This is a genomic window from Faecousia intestinalis (genome assembly GCF_040096185.1).
Classification (GTDB): Bacteria; Bacillota; Clostridia; order Oscillospirales; family Oscillospiraceae; genus JAZOXB01.
This window is the reverse complement of sequence record NZ_JBBMFF010000139.1, coordinates 1-13,872: the sequence shown is the minus strand read 5'-3', so window position 1 is coordinate 13,872 and position 13,872 is coordinate 1. Positions and strand designations below refer to the sequence as shown.

Sequence of the window (13,872 nt, the reverse complement as noted above, 5' to 3'; positions counted from 1 at the left end):
GTTACCTCCTTACCAGACGAACGCAAGGACTTCGCCGCCGATATGTGCTGCGCGAGCAGCCTTATCGGTCATGACGCCCTTGGAAGTGGAAATGATGGCGATGCCAAGGCCCTTGAGAACCTTCGGCAGCTCCGCAGCGCCGGCGTAGATACGCAGGCCCGGCTTGGAGACGCGGCGAAGACCGGAAATGACCTTCTCCTTGTTGCCCAGGTACTTCAGGGTGATGTGGATCACGCCCTGCTTGCCGTCCTCCTCAACGGAGTATGCCTTGATATAGCCCTCGTCGAGCAGGATCTTGGCAATGTCCTTCTTGAGGTTGGAAGCGGGGACATCCACAGTTTCGTGCTTTGCAGAGTTCGCATTCCGGATTCGGGTGAGCATATCTGCAACGGGATCGGTGATTTGCATGTGATTGACCTCCTTTAGAAGTTACGGGCTGAACCCGTTAAGACGTCAGAGTATCAGAGGAATGTGAGCCGCAAGCGGCTCCATGTTCCCCTGACTTCTGATGCCTGTTTTCCATTTGAATCACGCAAAGATGCGTATTCGCGCACACGCGCGGGAATGAAAAGTTACCAGCTTGCCTTCTTGACGCCGGGGATCTCGCCCTTGTAGGCGAGCTCGCGGAAGCAGATACGGCAAACGCCGTAGTCGCGGAGGTAGGCATGGGGTCTGCCGCAGATCTTGCAGCGGTTGTAGCGGCGGGTGGAGAACTTGTTTCCAGCCTGCTGCTTCAGGATCATTGCTTTTCTAGCCATTGTGTTCTTCCTCCCAATTAAGCGTGGAACGGAGCGCCGACCATGGTCAGCAGTTCCTTGGCTTCCTCATCGGTCGTCGCGGTGGTGCAGATGCAGATGTCCATGCCGCGGATCTTGTCGACCTTGTCATACTCGATTTCGGGGAAGATGAGCTGCTCCTTCAGGCCCATGGCATAGTTGCCGCGGCCGTCAAAAGCATTGGGGTTGATGCCGCGGAAGTCGCGGACACGGGGCAGAGCCACGTTGAACAGGCGGTCGAGGAATTCCCACATCTTGTCGCCGCGCAGCGTGACCTTCACGCCGACGGTCTCGCCCTCACGGACCTTGAAGTTTGCGACGGACTTGCGAGCCTTCGTCGTAATGGGCTTCTGGCCGGTGATGGTGGCGATATCCTTGCAGATAGCCTCGATCTCCTTCGCGTTGTTCTTGCTCTCGCCGCAGCCGACGTTCACAATGACCTTCGCGATCTGGGGGATCTGCATGACGCTCTTATACTGGAACTTCTTCATGAGAGCGGGAGCGATTTCTTCGGTATACTTCACTTTCAGTCTAGCCATAATCTCGTCCCTCCTCCTCAGATTTCCTTGCCGCACTTCTTGCAGACGCGGACCTTCTTGTCGCCGTCGAGCTTGAAGCCGACGCGAACGCCCTTCTTGCAGGTGCTGCAGTAGAGCTGGACCTTATCCGCACGAATGGGGATCTCACGCTTGATGATGCCGCTGGTCTCGTTCTGCTTGCGGGCCTTGACATGGCAGGTAGCCACGTTGACGCCCTCGACGAGCAGCTTGTTCTCCTTGGGCATGGCGGTGAGCACCTTGCCCTTCTTGCCCTTGGACTTGCCGGAAAGGACAATGACGGTATCGTTCTTCTTAATGTTCATTGACTGGTCCCCCCATTAAATGACTTCCGGGGCCAGGGAGAGGATCTTCATGTATTCCTTGTCACGAAGCTCTCTGGCGACCGGCCCAAAAATACGGGTGCCGCGGGGATTCTTGTCGTCCTTGATCAGGACGGCAGCGTTCTCGTCGAAACGGACATAGGTGCCGTCGGCGCGGCGAACGCCCTTGCAGGTACGCACGATGACAGCGCGAACGACTTCGCCCTTCTTCACGGTGCCGCCCGGGGTAGCCTTACGGACGGAAGCGACGATGACGTCGCCGATGTTGCCGAACTTACGCTTGGAGCCGCCAAGCACACGGATGCACTTGATCTCCTTTGCGCCGGTGTTGTCGGCAACCTTCAGATAAGATTCCTGCTGGATCATAAGTTGTCGACCTCCTTACTCAGCCTTCTTGATGATTTCAACGAGACGCCATCTCTTGTCCTTGGACAGGGGGCGGCACTCCATCACCTTCACGGTATCGCCGACGCCGCACTCGTTGTTCTCGTCGTGCGCCTTCAGCTTGTAGGTTCTCTTCACGATCTTCTTATACAGCTTGTGCTGTACGCTGTCCTCAATTGCAACCACGATGGTCTTGTCCATCTTATCGGAGACGACCTGACCAACTCTGGTTTTGCGGAAAGCTCTTGTAGTTTCACTCATAATTGCTTACCTCCTCAGATTGCGGTCTCTTTCTCACGAATAATAGTCTTGATGCGGGCAATGTCTTTCTTGACAGCAGCGATTTTGACGGGGTTATCGAGCTGGTTGGTCGCGTGCTGCATCCGCAGGAAGAACAGATCCTTCTTCAGATCGGCAGCCTTCGCCTCCAGATCAGCGACGGACATCGCTCTCAGTTCTTTTGCCTTCATCATTATTCACCACCATTCTCAGATACTGCATCTTCACGGGCGATGATCTTGGTCTTGATGGGCAGCTTGTGCTGTGCCAGACGGAGAGCCTCGCGGGCATCTTCCTCGGACACGCCGCCGATCTCGAACATGACCTTCTGCGCCTTGACGACTGCAACCCAGTATTCCGGAGCGCCCTTACCGGAGCCCATACGGACGCCGAGCGCCTTCTTGGAAACAGGCTTGTCGGGGAAAATCTTGATCCAGACCTGGCCGCTACGCTTGGTGTAACGGGTCATGGCGATACGGGCCGCCTCGATCTGGTTGCCGGTGATCCAGCCGGGCTCCATGGCCTGGATGCCGAACTCACCGTAGGAAACCTTATTGCCGCGGGAGGCAGCGGCCTTCATACGGCCGCGCTGAACCTTGCGGAACTTTGTTCTCTTGGGCATTAACATCAGCGGTTGCCTCCTTCCCTGCGATCATCGCGGCGGCGATCCCCATAGGGTCTGCCGGAACCGCGGCGGTCACCGCCACGGCGATCATCGCGGCGACGGTCATTGTTGCGGCGCTCACGGCGCGGAGCCTCGGGAGCGGTCTGACGGAGAGTGGAGTTCAGGACTTCGCCCTTGTAGATCCAGACCTTGCAGCCGATCTTGCCGTAAGTGGTGTTGGCCTCAGCGAAGCCGTAGTCGATGTCCGCGCGCAGAGTCTGCAGGGGGATGGTGCCCTCATGATAGGACTCGCTGCGGGCGATCTCGGCGCCGCCCAGACGGCCGCCGCAGGCGCACTTGATGCCCTTTGCGCCCAGACGGGTCGCACGCTGCATCGCCTGCTTCATGGCACGGCGGAAGGAAATGCGCTTCTCGAGCTGCGCGGCGATGTTCTCAGCCACGAGCTGGGCGTTGAGGTCCGGGCTGCGGATCTCGACGATGTTCAGAGAAACGGCCTTGCCGAGCTTCTGCTCGAGCTCCAGACGGAGCTTTTCGATCTCCTGGCCGCCCTTGCCGATAACGACGCCCGGACGGGAGCAGTGCAGGTTGATCTTAACGCGGGCATTGCTGCGCTCGATCTCGATCTTCGCAATGCCGGCGGAATAGAGTCTCTTCTTGAGATCCTTACGGATGTTGTAGTCCTCAACGAGAAGGTCGCCGACCTTGTCGTTACGGGCATACCAACGAGAGTCCCAGTCCTTGATCACGCCAACGCGCAATCCGTGGGGATTAACTTTCTGTCCCATAGTAACCTCCTTAAGCCTTCTCGCTCACACCGATGGTGATATGCGTGGTTCTCTTGAGAATGCGGCTGTATCTGCCTCTGGCAGTGGCTCTGCCGCGCTTGAGGATCGGGCCGGGGTTCGCGACAGCAGTGGTAACGACCAGCTTGTCGACGTCCATGCCGTTGTTATTCTCAGCATTGGCGATCGCACTCTTGAGGAGCTTGAGCATCGGCTCGGAAGCAGCCTTGGGCGTCTGCATCAGATAGACGCAGGCAGTCTTGGCATCCTTGCCGCGGATGATGTCGCACAGGATCGAGACCTTGCGCGGGGAAATACGCAGGTATTTCAGATGAGCTTTCGCTTCCATGTTTTCTCCTCCTTACTTAGAATTGGAGGTCTTGGAGCCGGAATGACCGCGGAACGTTCTCGTGGGAACGAACTCGCCCAGCTTATGACCAACCATGTCTTCTGTCACATAGACGGGAACGTGCTTGCGGCCGTCATGGACAGCAATCGTATGACCGACGAAGGAGGGGAAGATGGTAGAGGATCTCGACCAGGTCTTCAGAACTTTCTTCTCACCGGTTTTGTTAAGCTCTTCCACGCGCTTGTAGAGTTCAGGAGCAACAAACGGGCCTTTCTTAATACTTCTGCTCATGTTTCATTTCCTCCTTACTTACCGTTGCGGCGCTTGATGATGAACTTGTTGGTCGGGTTCTTCGCCTTGCGGGTCTTCAGGCCCATAGCAGGCTTGCCCCACGGAGTGACGGGGCCGGGACGGCCAACAGGTGCGCGGCCTTCGCCGCCGCCGTGCGGGTGATCGTTCGGGTTCATGACGGAGCCGCGAACGGTCGGGCGGATGCCCATGTGACGCTTGCGGCCGGCCTTGCCGATGTGCACGTTGCCGTGGTCGATGTTGCCGACCTGGCCGATGCACGCCGTGCAGTTCATGCGGACGTAGCGGACCTCACCGGAGGGCAGGCGAACCTGAGCGAGCTCGCCTTCCTTCGCCAGCAGCTGTGCAGCGACGCCGGCGGAGCGGACAAGCTGAGCGCCGTAGCCGGGCTGCAGCTCGATGTTGTGGATGATGGTGCCGACGGGGATGTTGGCAAGCGGCAGGCAGTTGCCCGGCTTGATATCCGCAGCGGCGGAGGCGAGGATGGTGTCGCCGGCCTTCAGGCCGACCGGTGCGAGCACATAGCGCAGCTCGCCGTCCTCGTACTTGACCAGCGCGATGAACGCGCTGCGGTTCGGATCGTACTCCAGGCGCTGCACGACAGCGGGCATATCCAGCTTATCGCGACGGAAGTCGATCACGCGGTACTTGCGCTTGTTGCCGCCGCCGCGATGGCGGACGGTGATTCTGCCGTAGCTGTTGCGACCGGAATTCTTCTTCAGGGTCTCAAGCAGGCTACGCTCGGGCTTTGCCTTCTTATCGACGCCGTCGAAAGCGGACACGGTCATGCCGCGGCGGGCCGGGGTATAAGGCTTATACGTTTTAATCGCCATTTTGCGTTACACTCCTTTATGAGATGGATTAGACCATACCCTCGAAGAACTCGATGGTCTTGGAATCGGCGGTCAGCTTGACGACAGCCTTCTTGTAGCTGGCGGTACGGCCGGCAGGATATCTGCCCTGGCGCTTCAGCTTGCCATCCATGCGGATGGTGGTGACCTTCTCGACCTTCACACCGAAGATCTCGGAAACAGCCTTCTTGATTTCGGTCTTGTTGGCGCTCTCGGCGACCAGGAAGACGTACTTCTTCAGTTCAGTGGCTTCCATGGACTGCTCGGTGATGACCGGGCGAATGATGATATCGTATGCGGTCTTCATGCGAACACCTCCTCAATCTTCGCAAGCGCAGCCTTGTCGAGCACGAGCTTCTTCGCATTGAGGACGTCGTACACATTGACGAGGTTGGCAAAGGTGGTCTGGACGCCGGGCAGGTTGCGGGCGGAGAGGACGACGTTCTCGTTGGCCTCCGCGGTCACGACCAGAGCCTTGCAGTCGGCGTTGACTGCGCTCAGGAAACCGGCGAACTTCTTGGTCTTGATCTCGTCCATCTTGATCTCGTCGATGACGACGATGTCAGCGGACTGAGCCTTGGCGCTCAGAACGGACTTCAGAGCCAGACGGCGGACCTTCTTGTTGAGCGTGTAGCTGTAATCGCGGGGCTTCGGGGCAAAGACGATGCCGCCGTGCGTCCACTGCGGGGCGCGGGTGCTGCCCTGACGGGCGTGGCCGGTGCCCTTCTGCTTCCAGGGCTTCTTGCCGCCGCCAGAGACCTCAGCACGGGTCAGTGCGGACTGCGTGCCCTGACGGCAGTTGGCCAGATGATTCTTGACGACGTCGTGGACGACGGACTCGTTGGGCTCGATGCCGAACACGGCCTCGGAAAGCTCAACCTCGCCGACCTGCTTGCCGTTCATGTCGTAAACATTGGTCTTAAGCATGGTGATTTAGCTCCTTTCCTTAGCCTCTCGCGGAAGCCTTCTGCGGGTTACGAGCGGAAGCCTTCTGCGGGTTCTTGCTGACGCCAGCATCGCCGTGCGTCTCCTTGATCTTCTTGACAGTGCTCTTGACGTACACAAGGCCGCCCTTCGGGCCGGGGATCGCGCCGCGGATGACGAGCATGTTCAGGTCCGCGTCGACCTTGACGACGTCGAGGTTCTGCACGGTGACCTGCTCAACGCCCATCTGGCCTGCGCCGATCTTACCCTTGAAGATACGGGAAGGATCGGAGGAGGAGCCCATGGAACCTGCATGACGGTGGACCGGGCCGCCGCCGTGGGTCGTCGGGGTGCGCTGTGCGTTCCATCTCTTGATGACGCCCTGATAGCCGTGGCCCTTGGAGATGCCGGTCACGTCGACGTGATCGCCAGCAGCAAAGGTGTCGACCTTGATCTCGGCGCCGACCTCGAGCTCAGCAGCATTGTCAAGCTTGAATTCCTTCAGGTGCTTTCTGGCAGAGATGCCAGCCTTCTTGAGATGACCCAGCTCCGGCTTGCTGAGCTTCTTCTCGGCGACCTCGCCGTAAGCCAGCTGCACGGAAACATAGCCGTCATTCTCGATCGTCTTCTTCTGAGCGACGACGCACGGGCCTGCTTCGATGACCGTAACAGGGATCACATGGCCGTTCTCATCGAAGATCTGGGTCATGCCCACTTTCTTGCCGATGATTGCTTTCTGCATGTTGTTTACTCCTTTTTAGGTTATTGGTTGGAAGACTTGACCATTGGGCAGCCATTGGTCTGCCAACATGACCCGGGACCGCCTCGGGCGGTCGGGGCTCGCTGTATCCCGGAGCGGGATTACAGCTTTATCTCAATCTCAACGCCGGCCGGAAGGTCGAGGCCCTGCAGAGCTTCGATGCACTTCGCATTCGGATTGAGGATATCGATCAGTCTCTTATGGGTTCTGCGCTCGAACTGCTCACGGGAATCCTTATACTTGTGAACAGCGCGAAGGATGGTGACGACTTCCTTCTTCGTGGGAAGGGGGATCGGGCCGGAGACGGTCGCGCCGTTGCGCTTTGCCGACTCGACGATCTTCTCCGCAGTGGAGTCGATGAGCTGATGATCATAGGCCTTCAGGCGAATTCTGATCATTTCGTTTGCCATGTTGTTGTTTCCTCCTTGAAACGTACTCAGTTCTCTGGTTTGCTGGGTACGGTCGAAGCGCTTTTGCTGTACGCTTAACCGTGCGTATCACTCCGCAGCCATGAAAAAAGGCCGACGTTCGCCGGCCGTGCCTCATGTGCGGCGATATACGCCACGCACACAAAGTGCCTCAGCCGCCCGATGACCGGACATACTCCGCGGAAGTTACCGCCATCGGCGCAATCTCCCGCATCATCGCAGTGCGTGCGCAGAGCATCCCTCAACGCGCGCCCCTATATAGTAATCCACGCAGCCGTGAATGTCAAGCCTTTTTTCGGTTTTTTTTCATAATTTTTTCAGATTTTTTTGTGAAAAACGGAGATTTTCAAGATTTCCCTGCAAGAGGACATAAAAAGCGGCTGCAGAGACCTGCAGCCGCCCCGATTTCTGTTGATCTACTCGACGATGCCGATACCGTATGCCGGAAATCCAAGCAGTGCACCGCCATTCCCGTTCAGAGAGAGGTTATACCAGACGCCGTCATAGCAGGCCGTCTCCATGGCGAACCAATACTGTTCCCCGTCGAAGCTTACGGACGCAAACACCGTGCACAGCTCATCCGCGCCGCACTCTTTCCGAAGTCCCTCGCGGTTTTTGGTATTTGCCTCGCTCGCGTAACGTTCCTGGAAATCCGCATCCGGATACTCCTCGGCGCACATAATTTCCTCGACGTGCATGTTTGACCGGATGTCATCGTCCGCAAACTCGCGGGTGAAGTTTTCCAGATCATTCGCTGAATCGAAGTGCACAGCGTCAATTCCATCCTGCATGTCATAGGGGGGTGTCCGCCAAAGCGATCAGGCGATACTGCGTATAGAGCGCTCCCGCTGCATCACGGAAACGAACGGCGAGATTCACCTGCTCCGCACCGAACCAGTCCGGGCTGTAGGAATTCGGCAGATACATACTGCGTCGCTCGGCATAGGTCTTCCAATCGAAATGCGCAGTAAAGGTCTCAATGGCAAAGCTGGAGATCGCTTTCTCTGCATCTCCGTTGAGCAGCCCGTCGAGATAGGCCTGCATAGCCGCCTCCGGAGAGTCGAAGCCGCTGCCCTCCAATTTGGTCTCCGCGCCGCCCTTCCGGCACAGCGCAAATACGCCGGCTGCGATCGCACAGCACAACACACCGGCAAGCAGACCGAAGAAGAATTTTCCCCATCCGCCGGAAGGTTTCCGTGCCATCTGTTCGGCCGGCTGGTCTGGTGTCAGAATCTGCACAACCGGCTGAACCGGTTGCGGCTCCGGGGCCGGCGCCCCACAGCTGCGGCAGAAACGTGCTTCCGGCTCCAATTTACAGCCGCATGATCTGCAATACATGATCTGTCCCCTCTCTTAGCCGTGTCTTACAGCTCCGCGATCGCCTCGACCTCGACGAGGACGCCCTTCGGGAGCGTGCGCACGGCGACGCAGCTGCGTGCGGGCTTCTCCGTGAAATAGCGGGCATAGACCTCGTTGAACGCAGCGAAGTCGTCCATCGTCTGCAGGAAGCAGAGCGTCTTGACCGTCCGCTGGAACGACGTTCCGGCCGCCTCGAGAACTGCGCCGAGATTCTGCATGACCTGCTCGGTCTGCGCCGTAATGTCCTCCCCCGCCACGGCGCCCGTCGCGGGATCAATGGGGATCTGGCCGGACGTGAACAGCAGGCCGCCTGCCTTCATTGCCTGAGAATACGGGCCGATGGCCGCAGGTGCCTTTTCCGTGTAGACTTTTTCCATGATGATTCCTCCTGTTGATTCGTTGTGGGTCGCGCCGCCTCAGGCCTCCCGCTCCATCCGGCTGCGGATGTAATCCGGGACGTCCTGCTGCGGGATGTGCAGAACATGGGCAAACTCGTCGTTCAGGAGCTTTTCCGCGTCGCGCAGGGTCTGCTCGTCGGCAATGCGCAGATGCTTGCCGTTTTTCTGCAGCTCGCGGCGGCGTACATAGAGCATCCGGATCAGGTGCAGGACCCGCCTGCGGTCACCGCCGGACAGGATCTGGGCAAACACCTGCTTGCGCTCGTTCGGGTCATCGATCCAGGAGATGCTTTCGCCCGCTGCGGACTGAAGCAGGCTCTCGATCTCCGGCTCGGACAGAACGGGCCGCATCCGGCTGCACAGCAGCTCGTTGTCCGTCGGGACATAGATCGTCGCGCGCGTGCGATACACCGGGCGCAGAACGTAGTATTTGCTGCGCTTTCCCCCGATCCGCAGCGTTTCGATCGCCTCGATCGTGCAGATCCCCTCCGTTCCGTACAGTATGGTCTGACCAGGCTCCAGCATTTCGCTCACTCCTTCCTGTTTTCTGCCATTCTATGGATATCATACCACATTTTGCGCAAAAATGTCAGGGGGCATTTGCGAATTTTCTTTGTTTTTCACATAAAAGCGCCGCCCGGAAGGCCGGGCGGCGCTGAATTGCTTCCTATATATTATTGTATTCCGGCTCAGATCGCGCCGTGCTCGACGAGCAGCTTCTCAACATCCGTGCCGCGGACCTTCTTCAGCAGCTCCTTCAGAGCCAGCTTTTCGACTACGCCAAGGTCCATGTCCGTGATCTTGCGGCCGTCGCGCAGGGCAACACTGGCGTTCACGAGGTCGCGCACGTCATAGGTGCTGCCCCAGACCTCCGGCACACCGCGGTCGATGTCGAGCAGACTGTAGACGGCCTCCATACCGGTGCGGATGGAATACTCCGTCGTGAAGATCGTATCGCGGGCCGTCTCGGCAAACTGACCGAGGAAGGCGAAGTTCACGGCTCCGTCCGGAACGACGTTCGGGCGGTCGCCCTTTTCACGCGGCATGAAAAACGCGGTGATATACGGCATCATAACAGGGACGGTCTTTGCGCTATGCTCTGCGAGATCCGCGATCTCAGCGACCGGCACGCCAAGGTGATACAGCCACTCCATGCAGATCTCCTTGCCGGTGCATTCGCGCATGGTCTTCTTAACGAAGTCGCCCGGCTTGTCCGAGAACAGCCCGTAGACCCAGATGACGAGCTGGTCCTTCGGCTGATTGCGGAACTGCGGCTGGCGATTGATCGTCCAGCTGAGAAGCCAGCCGGAATCGCGGGCCGTGACGATGCCGCCCGTAACGACCTTGCCGGAGAACGGGTCGCGCTTGCAGATCTTTTCAATATACGGCACGATCCTGCGGTCGAGCGTCGTAACGGTCGCGCTCATCCAGTTCGACTGCTCCGGATCGCTGCAGAACTTATCCGGATGGCCAAACGACGGATCCTGCGCTGCGATCTTGCGCCACATATCCCAGCCGCCGCCCTCGCGGATGGTCTTGTTGAAGGCCGCGGGCTCATTCTGGCTGCCGTAAGCGGAGTTCTCGACGCAGCCGCCGTTCGTGATGAAAACAAGGTCATTGTCCGTCAGGTCGATGGCATCCTCCCTGCCCTCGCGCTGCAGAACGATGCGGCGTGCCGCCTTGCGGCCGTTCCGGATGTCAAACTCCACATTGACGACCTTCGTGTTGTATTGGAAGTCCACACCGTGCTCCTGCAGATAATGCACCATCGGCAGGATCATGGACTCGTACTGATTGTAGCGCGTGAAGCGCAGAGCCGTAAAATCGGGCAGGCCGCCGACATGATGGATGAAGCGCTTAAGATACAGCTTCATCTCCAGCGCGGAGTGCCAGTTTTCAAAGGCGAACATCGTGCGCCAGTAGAGCCAGAAGTTCGAATCGAGCACCTCGTGGTCGAATATCTCGTCGATGCGCTTGTTGTAGAGCTCCTCATCCGGCGTGAAGAACAGCTTCATGATCTCCATTGCGGCCTTGTCGGACAGGCCGAACTTCTTGTCGGTATGGGCATCCTGGCCCTGCTTCTCCGTGGCGCGGCAGAGCGAGTAGTTCGGATCGGCCTTGTTGAGCCAGTAATACTCATCCAGCACGCTCACGCCCTCCGTCTCAATGGACGGGATGGAGCGGAACAGGTCCCACATGCACTCGAAATGGTTGTCCATCTCGCGGCCGCCGCGCATGACATAGCCGATGTCGGTATACTGATAGCCGTCGCACGCGCCACCGGGGATCGGGTCCTTCTCCAGAATATGGATCCGCTCACCGGCCATCTGACCATCTCGGACAAGATAGCAGGCAGCCGCCAGAGCGGCAAGGCCGGAGCCGATGAGATATGCGGATTTTTCGTCAACGCCCTGCGGCTTTTGCGGGCGGGCAAACGCTTCATAATTACCACTGGAATAATACATGCTCAGTTCCTCCGTAGTTTCTATCGAATTTGTAGCCTTATTATAAGATGCCCGTCTTTTCCGCACAATAGACAGAAATTCCGCCGTGCCGCAATTTCAGGCACAGCGGAAAAGCTGTCTTATTTTTGGGCACGGCGGGCTTTTTGTCGCAATGTCACGGAAGCGGCCGCAGATACTCGCTTTTCGCCCAGCCGAGCAGGCCGTCATAATCCACGACGGACCAGTCGTCATAGGAATTGAGGATACGCACCGGCGCACCGTTCGGCATGCGCGCGAGAATGCGGGCAGTCGTGGCCGGAGCGCCGCGCAGCAGAAGATTCCCACTGTTCACGGACACGACGCCCTCCCGCTCCGGCCGCGGCGAAAGGAACGGCACGCCGAAATACTCCGTCACGGACAGGGCCAGACTGCGCGCAATGGCCTCGAGGTTATTTTCGATCCATTCGGCATCGGCGCGGTTGTCATGATAGCCCAGCTCCGCCAGCACGGACGGGGCACGCACGCGGCGGATCTCCGTGATGGACGTCGAGGCCAGCGGCCGCACTCTCTGCGGCAGCGGATAGATCTCGCGCAGATTATCCGCCAGGATATTAGCCATCCGCAGGCCGTCCGTGCTGCCGGGATAATAATAGAGGTCGATGCCGCGCACGGTCCCGGCCGACTGCGGCGGCGCGGCGTTGCTGTGCAGGGCAAGATGGAAATCATAGTTTCCGGCGTTCGAGGCGCGGATAGACGTGCCGACCGTCCCTTCCGGGTCGTTGCGGGTGACGTTGATGCCGGAGGCGCGCAGATACGGCTCCATCCGGTCGGCGATGCGGTTCATCCACAGGCGCTCATTTCCCTCCGTCACATAGGGATTGCCCGCCTGTGTGGAGGGACTCAGAAATAAAAACGGCATAAACAGTTCTCCTTTTCCTCTTGTCAAAAACCTCTCAGACTTTTCCGCCAAAAAATTTCAAAGCAAAATTTTGTAGTTTGATTTTGCAATTTTGCCGCTCCTCCGAAACGTTCGTCCGGGCAGGTTTTCTGACAGTCTGCTTTGGCTTTCTTCTTTTTTTCCATTCTATGCCGCAGCGCAAAAAGTGTTGTTGCGGTGCTGAGAAAAGTATGATATGATTTAAGTTGATTGTGAATCAGAAGGCGGAGGAATATCCATGCAGTATATCGTTCTGGACATGGAGTGGAATCAGCCGTGGCCCGGCTCCTATGCGGCGCAGAAGGTGCTGCCGGTGCAGATCCACGGGGAGATCATTCAGATCGGCGCAGTGCGCCTGCTCGAGACCGGCAAGATCGCCGATGAATTTCAGGTGTTGGTGCGCCCCAAATACTATAAAAAGCTCAACAGCCGCGTCTCCAAGCTCACAGGACTGCGCGACGCCCGCCTGCGCGAGGAGGGTCTTTCCTTCCCCGAGGCGCTCGAGCGCTTCCGTGACTGGATCGGCGGCCCCTGCATCTTCCTGACGTGGGGCTTTGACGACATCACGGTGCTGGAGGACAATATCCTGCTGCACGACGGCGAGCCGGACTGGATCACGCAGTGGTACAATGCGCAGATGATCTTCAATGCGCAGACCGGCTGCGGCAACACTCAGAAGGCCCTCTCGACCGCCATGGAGCTGCTCGGCATCGAGCCGTCGCGCCCGGCGCACGACGCGCTCGGTGATGCCTACCACACGGCCATCATCTGCAGCCGTCTGGACCTGCCGCGCGGCATTGCAGAATATAAGCAGGCCCTGCAGAGCCATGCGGACGGCTTCCACGGCGATCCGCCCGCAGGCTGCATCAGCCGTTCTGTCTTCCATGGCTACGCGACCCGTGAGGCCGCCATAGAAGCCATGACAAGCCGCGAGAACCACTGTCCGAAATGCGGCAAGAGCATGCGCAACGGCCGCTGGATCTCGCAGCAGGGCCACCGCTATATGGCGATGGCCGAGTGCCCGGAGCACGGGCGCTATCTGGTCCGCATCCGCATCAGCGACGAGCCCGGCGGCACGCAGCGCGCCAGCCGTCTTGTCTATGAGGGCAACAGCGAGGCCGCGCAGAAATATGACACACTGGCCGCGCGTCCGTCTGCCGCACGCCGCCGCAGGCGCAGACGCTCCGCCCGCCGCTCCTCCGCCGCCGAAAGCGGCAAGCAGGAAACGAAATAACAAGAGCTTGTCAAAAAGTATTTTTGACAAGCTCTCAAACGAGACCCGTTTCACTGGGCTCTCGTTTGAAAGGGGTTGCGGCTCGCTGCAGCGCACGAAGGGCACGCCCTTCGCACGTTTGCGAGCCGAGCGGTATTTTCTCCGACGTACACG

General features: G+C 58.6%; 23 protein-coding genes. 1 reads left to right on the top strand and 22 read right to left on the bottom strand.

The window, feature by feature from the left end:
• Positions 1-9 precede the first annotated feature (9 nt).
• From rpsH to WMO66_RS02940, 22 genes are all read right to left on the bottom strand, one after another.
• Complete coding sequence (gene rpsH, locus WMO66_RS03045; protein WP_349134937.1) at positions 10-408, bottom strand: 30S ribosomal protein S8; 399 nt, start codon at positions 406-408, stop codon at positions 10-12.
• A 164-nt stretch (positions 409-572) separates the two neighbouring features.
• Positions 573-758 (bottom strand): type Z 30S ribosomal protein S14, encoded by a 186-nt coding sequence (locus WMO66_RS03040; RefSeq protein WP_349134936.1) that lies wholly within the window; start codon positions 756-758, stop codon positions 573-575.
• 17 nt (positions 759-775) lie between these two features.
• A complete protein-coding gene (gene rplE / locus WMO66_RS03035) occupies positions 776-1,315 on the bottom strand; it encodes a 50S ribosomal protein L5 (protein ID WP_349134935.1) in 540 nt (179 codons plus the stop codon).
• A 17-nt stretch (positions 1,316-1,332) separates the two neighbouring features.
• Positions 1,333-1,638, bottom strand: coding sequence for a 50S ribosomal protein L24 (gene rplX / locus WMO66_RS03030; protein WP_349134934.1), 306 nt, complete (start codon positions 1,636-1,638; stop codon positions 1,333-1,335).
• Between the two features lie 15 nt (positions 1,639-1,653).
• A complete protein-coding gene (gene rplN / locus WMO66_RS03025) occupies positions 1,654-2,022 on the bottom strand; it encodes a 50S ribosomal protein L14 (RefSeq protein ID WP_349134933.1) in 369 nt (122 codons plus the stop codon).
• 15 nt (positions 2,023-2,037) lie between these two features.
• Complete coding sequence (rpsQ, locus tag WMO66_RS03020; RefSeq protein WP_349134932.1) at positions 2,038-2,301, bottom strand: 30S ribosomal protein S17; 264 nt, start codon at positions 2,299-2,301, stop codon at positions 2,038-2,040.
• A 14-nt stretch (positions 2,302-2,315) separates the two neighbouring features.
• The gene (rpmC, locus tag WMO66_RS03015; protein WP_349134956.1) at positions 2,316-2,510 is read right to left on the bottom strand and encodes a 50S ribosomal protein L29; all 195 of its coding nucleotides are present in this window, start codon (positions 2,508-2,510) and stop codon (positions 2,316-2,318) included.
• Between the two features lie 2 nt (positions 2,511-2,512).
• Complete coding sequence (gene rplP, locus WMO66_RS03010; RefSeq protein WP_349134931.1) at positions 2,513-2,947, bottom strand: 50S ribosomal protein L16; 435 nt, start codon at positions 2,945-2,947, stop codon at positions 2,513-2,515.
• The gene (gene rpsC, locus WMO66_RS03005; protein ID WP_349134930.1) at positions 2,947-3,729 is read right to left on the bottom strand and encodes a 30S ribosomal protein S3; all 783 of its coding nucleotides are present in this window, start codon (positions 3,727-3,729) and stop codon (positions 2,947-2,949) included. The genes rplP and rpsC overlap by 1 nt, the downstream gene beginning before the upstream one ends.
• Positions 3,730-3,739: 10 nt before the next feature.
• The gene (gene rplV / locus WMO66_RS03000) at positions 3,740-4,075 is read right to left on the bottom strand and encodes a 50S ribosomal protein L22 (RefSeq protein WP_349134929.1); all 336 of its coding nucleotides are present in this window, start codon (positions 4,073-4,075) and stop codon (positions 3,740-3,742) included.
• Positions 4,076-4,087: 12 nt separating this feature from the next.
• Positions 4,088-4,366, bottom strand: a complete 279-nt coding sequence (gene rpsS / locus WMO66_RS02995; RefSeq protein WP_349134928.1) for a 30S ribosomal protein S19 — start codon at positions 4,364-4,366, stop codon at positions 4,088-4,090.
• Between the two features lie 14 nt (positions 4,367-4,380).
• A complete protein-coding gene (rplB, locus tag WMO66_RS02990) occupies positions 4,381-5,217 on the bottom strand; it encodes a 50S ribosomal protein L2 (protein ID WP_349134927.1) in 837 nt (278 codons plus the stop codon).
• Positions 5,218-5,245: 28 nt separating this feature from the next.
• Entirely contained in the window at positions 5,246-5,542 is a 297-nt protein-coding gene (gene rplW / locus WMO66_RS02985) for a 50S ribosomal protein L23 (RefSeq protein ID WP_349134926.1), read from the bottom strand.
• Positions 5,539-6,162, bottom strand: a complete 624-nt coding sequence (gene rplD, locus WMO66_RS02980) for a 50S ribosomal protein L4 (RefSeq protein WP_349134925.1) — start codon at positions 6,160-6,162, stop codon at positions 5,539-5,541. The genes rplW and rplD overlap by 4 nt, the downstream gene beginning before the upstream one ends.
• 19 nt (positions 6,163-6,181) lie before the next feature.
• The gene (gene rplC / locus WMO66_RS02975; RefSeq protein WP_349134924.1) at positions 6,182-6,901 is read right to left on the bottom strand and encodes a 50S ribosomal protein L3; all 720 of its coding nucleotides are present in this window, start codon (positions 6,899-6,901) and stop codon (positions 6,182-6,184) included.
• 119 nt (positions 6,902-7,020) lie between these two features.
• A complete protein-coding gene (gene rpsJ, locus WMO66_RS02970; RefSeq protein WP_349134923.1) occupies positions 7,021-7,329 on the bottom strand; it encodes a 30S ribosomal protein S10 in 309 nt (102 codons plus the stop codon).
• A gap of 434 nt (positions 7,330-7,763) precedes the next feature.
• The gene (locus WMO66_RS02965; RefSeq protein ID WP_349134922.1) at positions 7,764-8,117 is read right to left on the bottom strand and encodes a hypothetical protein; all 354 of its coding nucleotides are present in this window, start codon (positions 8,115-8,117) and stop codon (positions 7,764-7,766) included.
• 22 nt (positions 8,118-8,139) lie between these two features.
• The gene (locus WMO66_RS02960; RefSeq protein WP_349134921.1) at positions 8,140-8,550 is read right to left on the bottom strand and encodes a hypothetical protein; all 411 of its coding nucleotides are present in this window, start codon (positions 8,548-8,550) and stop codon (positions 8,140-8,142) included.
• Between the two features lie 161 nt (positions 8,551-8,711).
• Positions 8,712-9,083: a RidA family protein gene (locus WMO66_RS02955; protein ID WP_349134920.1), complete on the bottom strand. Its 372-nt coding sequence runs from the start codon at positions 9,081-9,083 to the stop codon at positions 8,712-8,714.
• A gap of 39 nt (positions 9,084-9,122) precedes the next feature.
• Positions 9,123-9,629: a CarD family transcriptional regulator gene (locus WMO66_RS02950; RefSeq protein ID WP_349134919.1), complete on the bottom strand. Its 507-nt coding sequence runs from the start codon at positions 9,627-9,629 to the stop codon at positions 9,123-9,125.
• Between the two features lie 164 nt (positions 9,630-9,793).
• Entirely contained in the window at positions 9,794-11,569 is a 1,776-nt protein-coding gene (locus WMO66_RS02945) for an oleate hydratase (RefSeq protein WP_349134918.1), read from the bottom strand.
• 154 nt (positions 11,570-11,723) lie between these two features.
• A complete protein-coding gene (locus WMO66_RS02940; RefSeq protein ID WP_349134917.1) occupies positions 11,724-12,467 on the bottom strand; it encodes an N-acetylmuramoyl-L-alanine amidase in 744 nt (247 codons plus the stop codon).
• A gap of 256 nt (positions 12,468-12,723) precedes the next feature.
• Here WMO66_RS02940 and WMO66_RS02935 point away from each other — a divergent pair, with 256 nt between their 5' ends.
• Positions 12,724-13,719, top strand: coding sequence for a 3'-5' exonuclease (locus tag WMO66_RS02935; protein WP_349134916.1), 996 nt, complete (start codon positions 12,724-12,726; stop codon positions 13,717-13,719).
• The last annotated feature ends 153 nt before the right edge of the window (positions 13,720-13,872 follow it).

Bases quoted from the DNA above. Each gene is read 5' to 3' on its own strand.
- rpsH (WP_349134937.1), bottom strand. From the start codon at position 408: ATGCAAATCACCGATCCCGTTGCAGATATGCTCACCCGAATCCGGAAT.
- WMO66_RS03040 (WP_349134936.1), bottom strand. From the start codon at position 758: ATGGCTAGAAAAGCAATGATCCTGAAGCAGCAGGCTGGAAACAAGTTC.
- rplE (WP_349134935.1), bottom strand. From the start codon at position 1,315: ATGGCTAGACTGAAAGTGAAGTATACCGAAGAAATCGCTCCCGCTCTC.
- rplX (WP_349134934.1), bottom strand. From the start codon at position 1,638: ATGAACATTAAGAAGAACGATACCGTCATTGTCCTTTCCGGCAAGTCC.
- rplN (WP_349134933.1), bottom strand. From the start codon at position 2,022: ATGATCCAGCAGGAATCTTATCTGAAGGTTGCCGACAACACCGGCGCA.
- rpsQ (WP_349134932.1), bottom strand. From the start codon at position 2,301: ATGAGTGAAACTACAAGAGCTTTCCGCAAAACCAGAGTTGGTCAGGTC.
- rpmC (WP_349134956.1), bottom strand. From the start codon at position 2,510: ATGAAGGCAAAAGAACTGAGAGCGATGTCCGTCGCTGATCTGGAGGCG.
- rplP (WP_349134931.1), bottom strand. From the start codon at position 2,947: ATGTTAATGCCCAAGAGAACAAAGTTCCGCAAGGTTCAGCGCGGCCGT.
- rpsC (WP_349134930.1), bottom strand. From the start codon at position 3,729: ATGGGACAGAAAGTTAATCCCCACGGATTGCGCGTTGGCGTGATCAAG.
- rplV (WP_349134929.1), bottom strand. From the start codon at position 4,075: ATGGAAGCGAAAGCTCATCTGAAATACCTGCGTATTTCCCCGCGCAAG.
- rpsS (WP_349134928.1), bottom strand. From the start codon at position 4,366: ATGAGCAGAAGTATTAAGAAAGGCCCGTTTGTTGCTCCTGAACTCTAC.
- rplB (WP_349134927.1), bottom strand. From the start codon at position 5,217: ATGGCGATTAAAACGTATAAGCCTTATACCCCGGCCCGCCGCGGCATG.
- rplW (WP_349134926.1), bottom strand. From the start codon at position 5,542: ATGAAGACCGCATACGATATCATCATTCGCCCGGTCATCACCGAGCAG.
- rplD (WP_349134925.1), bottom strand. From the start codon at position 6,162: ATGCTTAAGACCAATGTTTACGACATGAACGGCAAGCAGGTCGGCGAG.
- rplC (WP_349134924.1), bottom strand. From the start codon at position 6,901: ATGCAGAAAGCAATCATCGGCAAGAAAGTGGGCATGACCCAGATCTTC.
- rpsJ (WP_349134923.1), bottom strand. From the start codon at position 7,329: ATGGCAAACGAAATGATCAGAATTCGCCTGAAGGCCTATGATCATCAG.
- WMO66_RS02960 (WP_349134921.1), bottom strand. From the start codon at position 8,550: ATGGCACGGAAACCTTCCGGCGGATGGGGAAAATTCTTCTTCGGTCTG.
- WMO66_RS02955 (WP_349134920.1), bottom strand. From the start codon at position 9,083: ATGGAAAAAGTCTACACGGAAAAGGCACCTGCGGCCATCGGCCCGTAT.
- WMO66_RS02950 (WP_349134919.1), bottom strand. From the start codon at position 9,629: ATGCTGGAGCCTGGTCAGACCATACTGTACGGAACGGAGGGGATCTGC.
- WMO66_RS02945 (WP_349134918.1), bottom strand. From the start codon at position 11,569: ATGTATTATTCCAGTGGTAATTATGAAGCGTTTGCCCGCCCGCAAAAG.
- WMO66_RS02940 (WP_349134917.1), bottom strand. From the start codon at position 12,467: ATGCCGTTTTTATTTCTGAGTCCCTCCACACAGGCGGGCAATCCCTAT.
- WMO66_RS02935 (WP_349134916.1), top strand. From the start codon at position 12,724: ATGCAGTATATCGTTCTGGACATGGAGTGGAATCAGCCGTGGCCCGGC.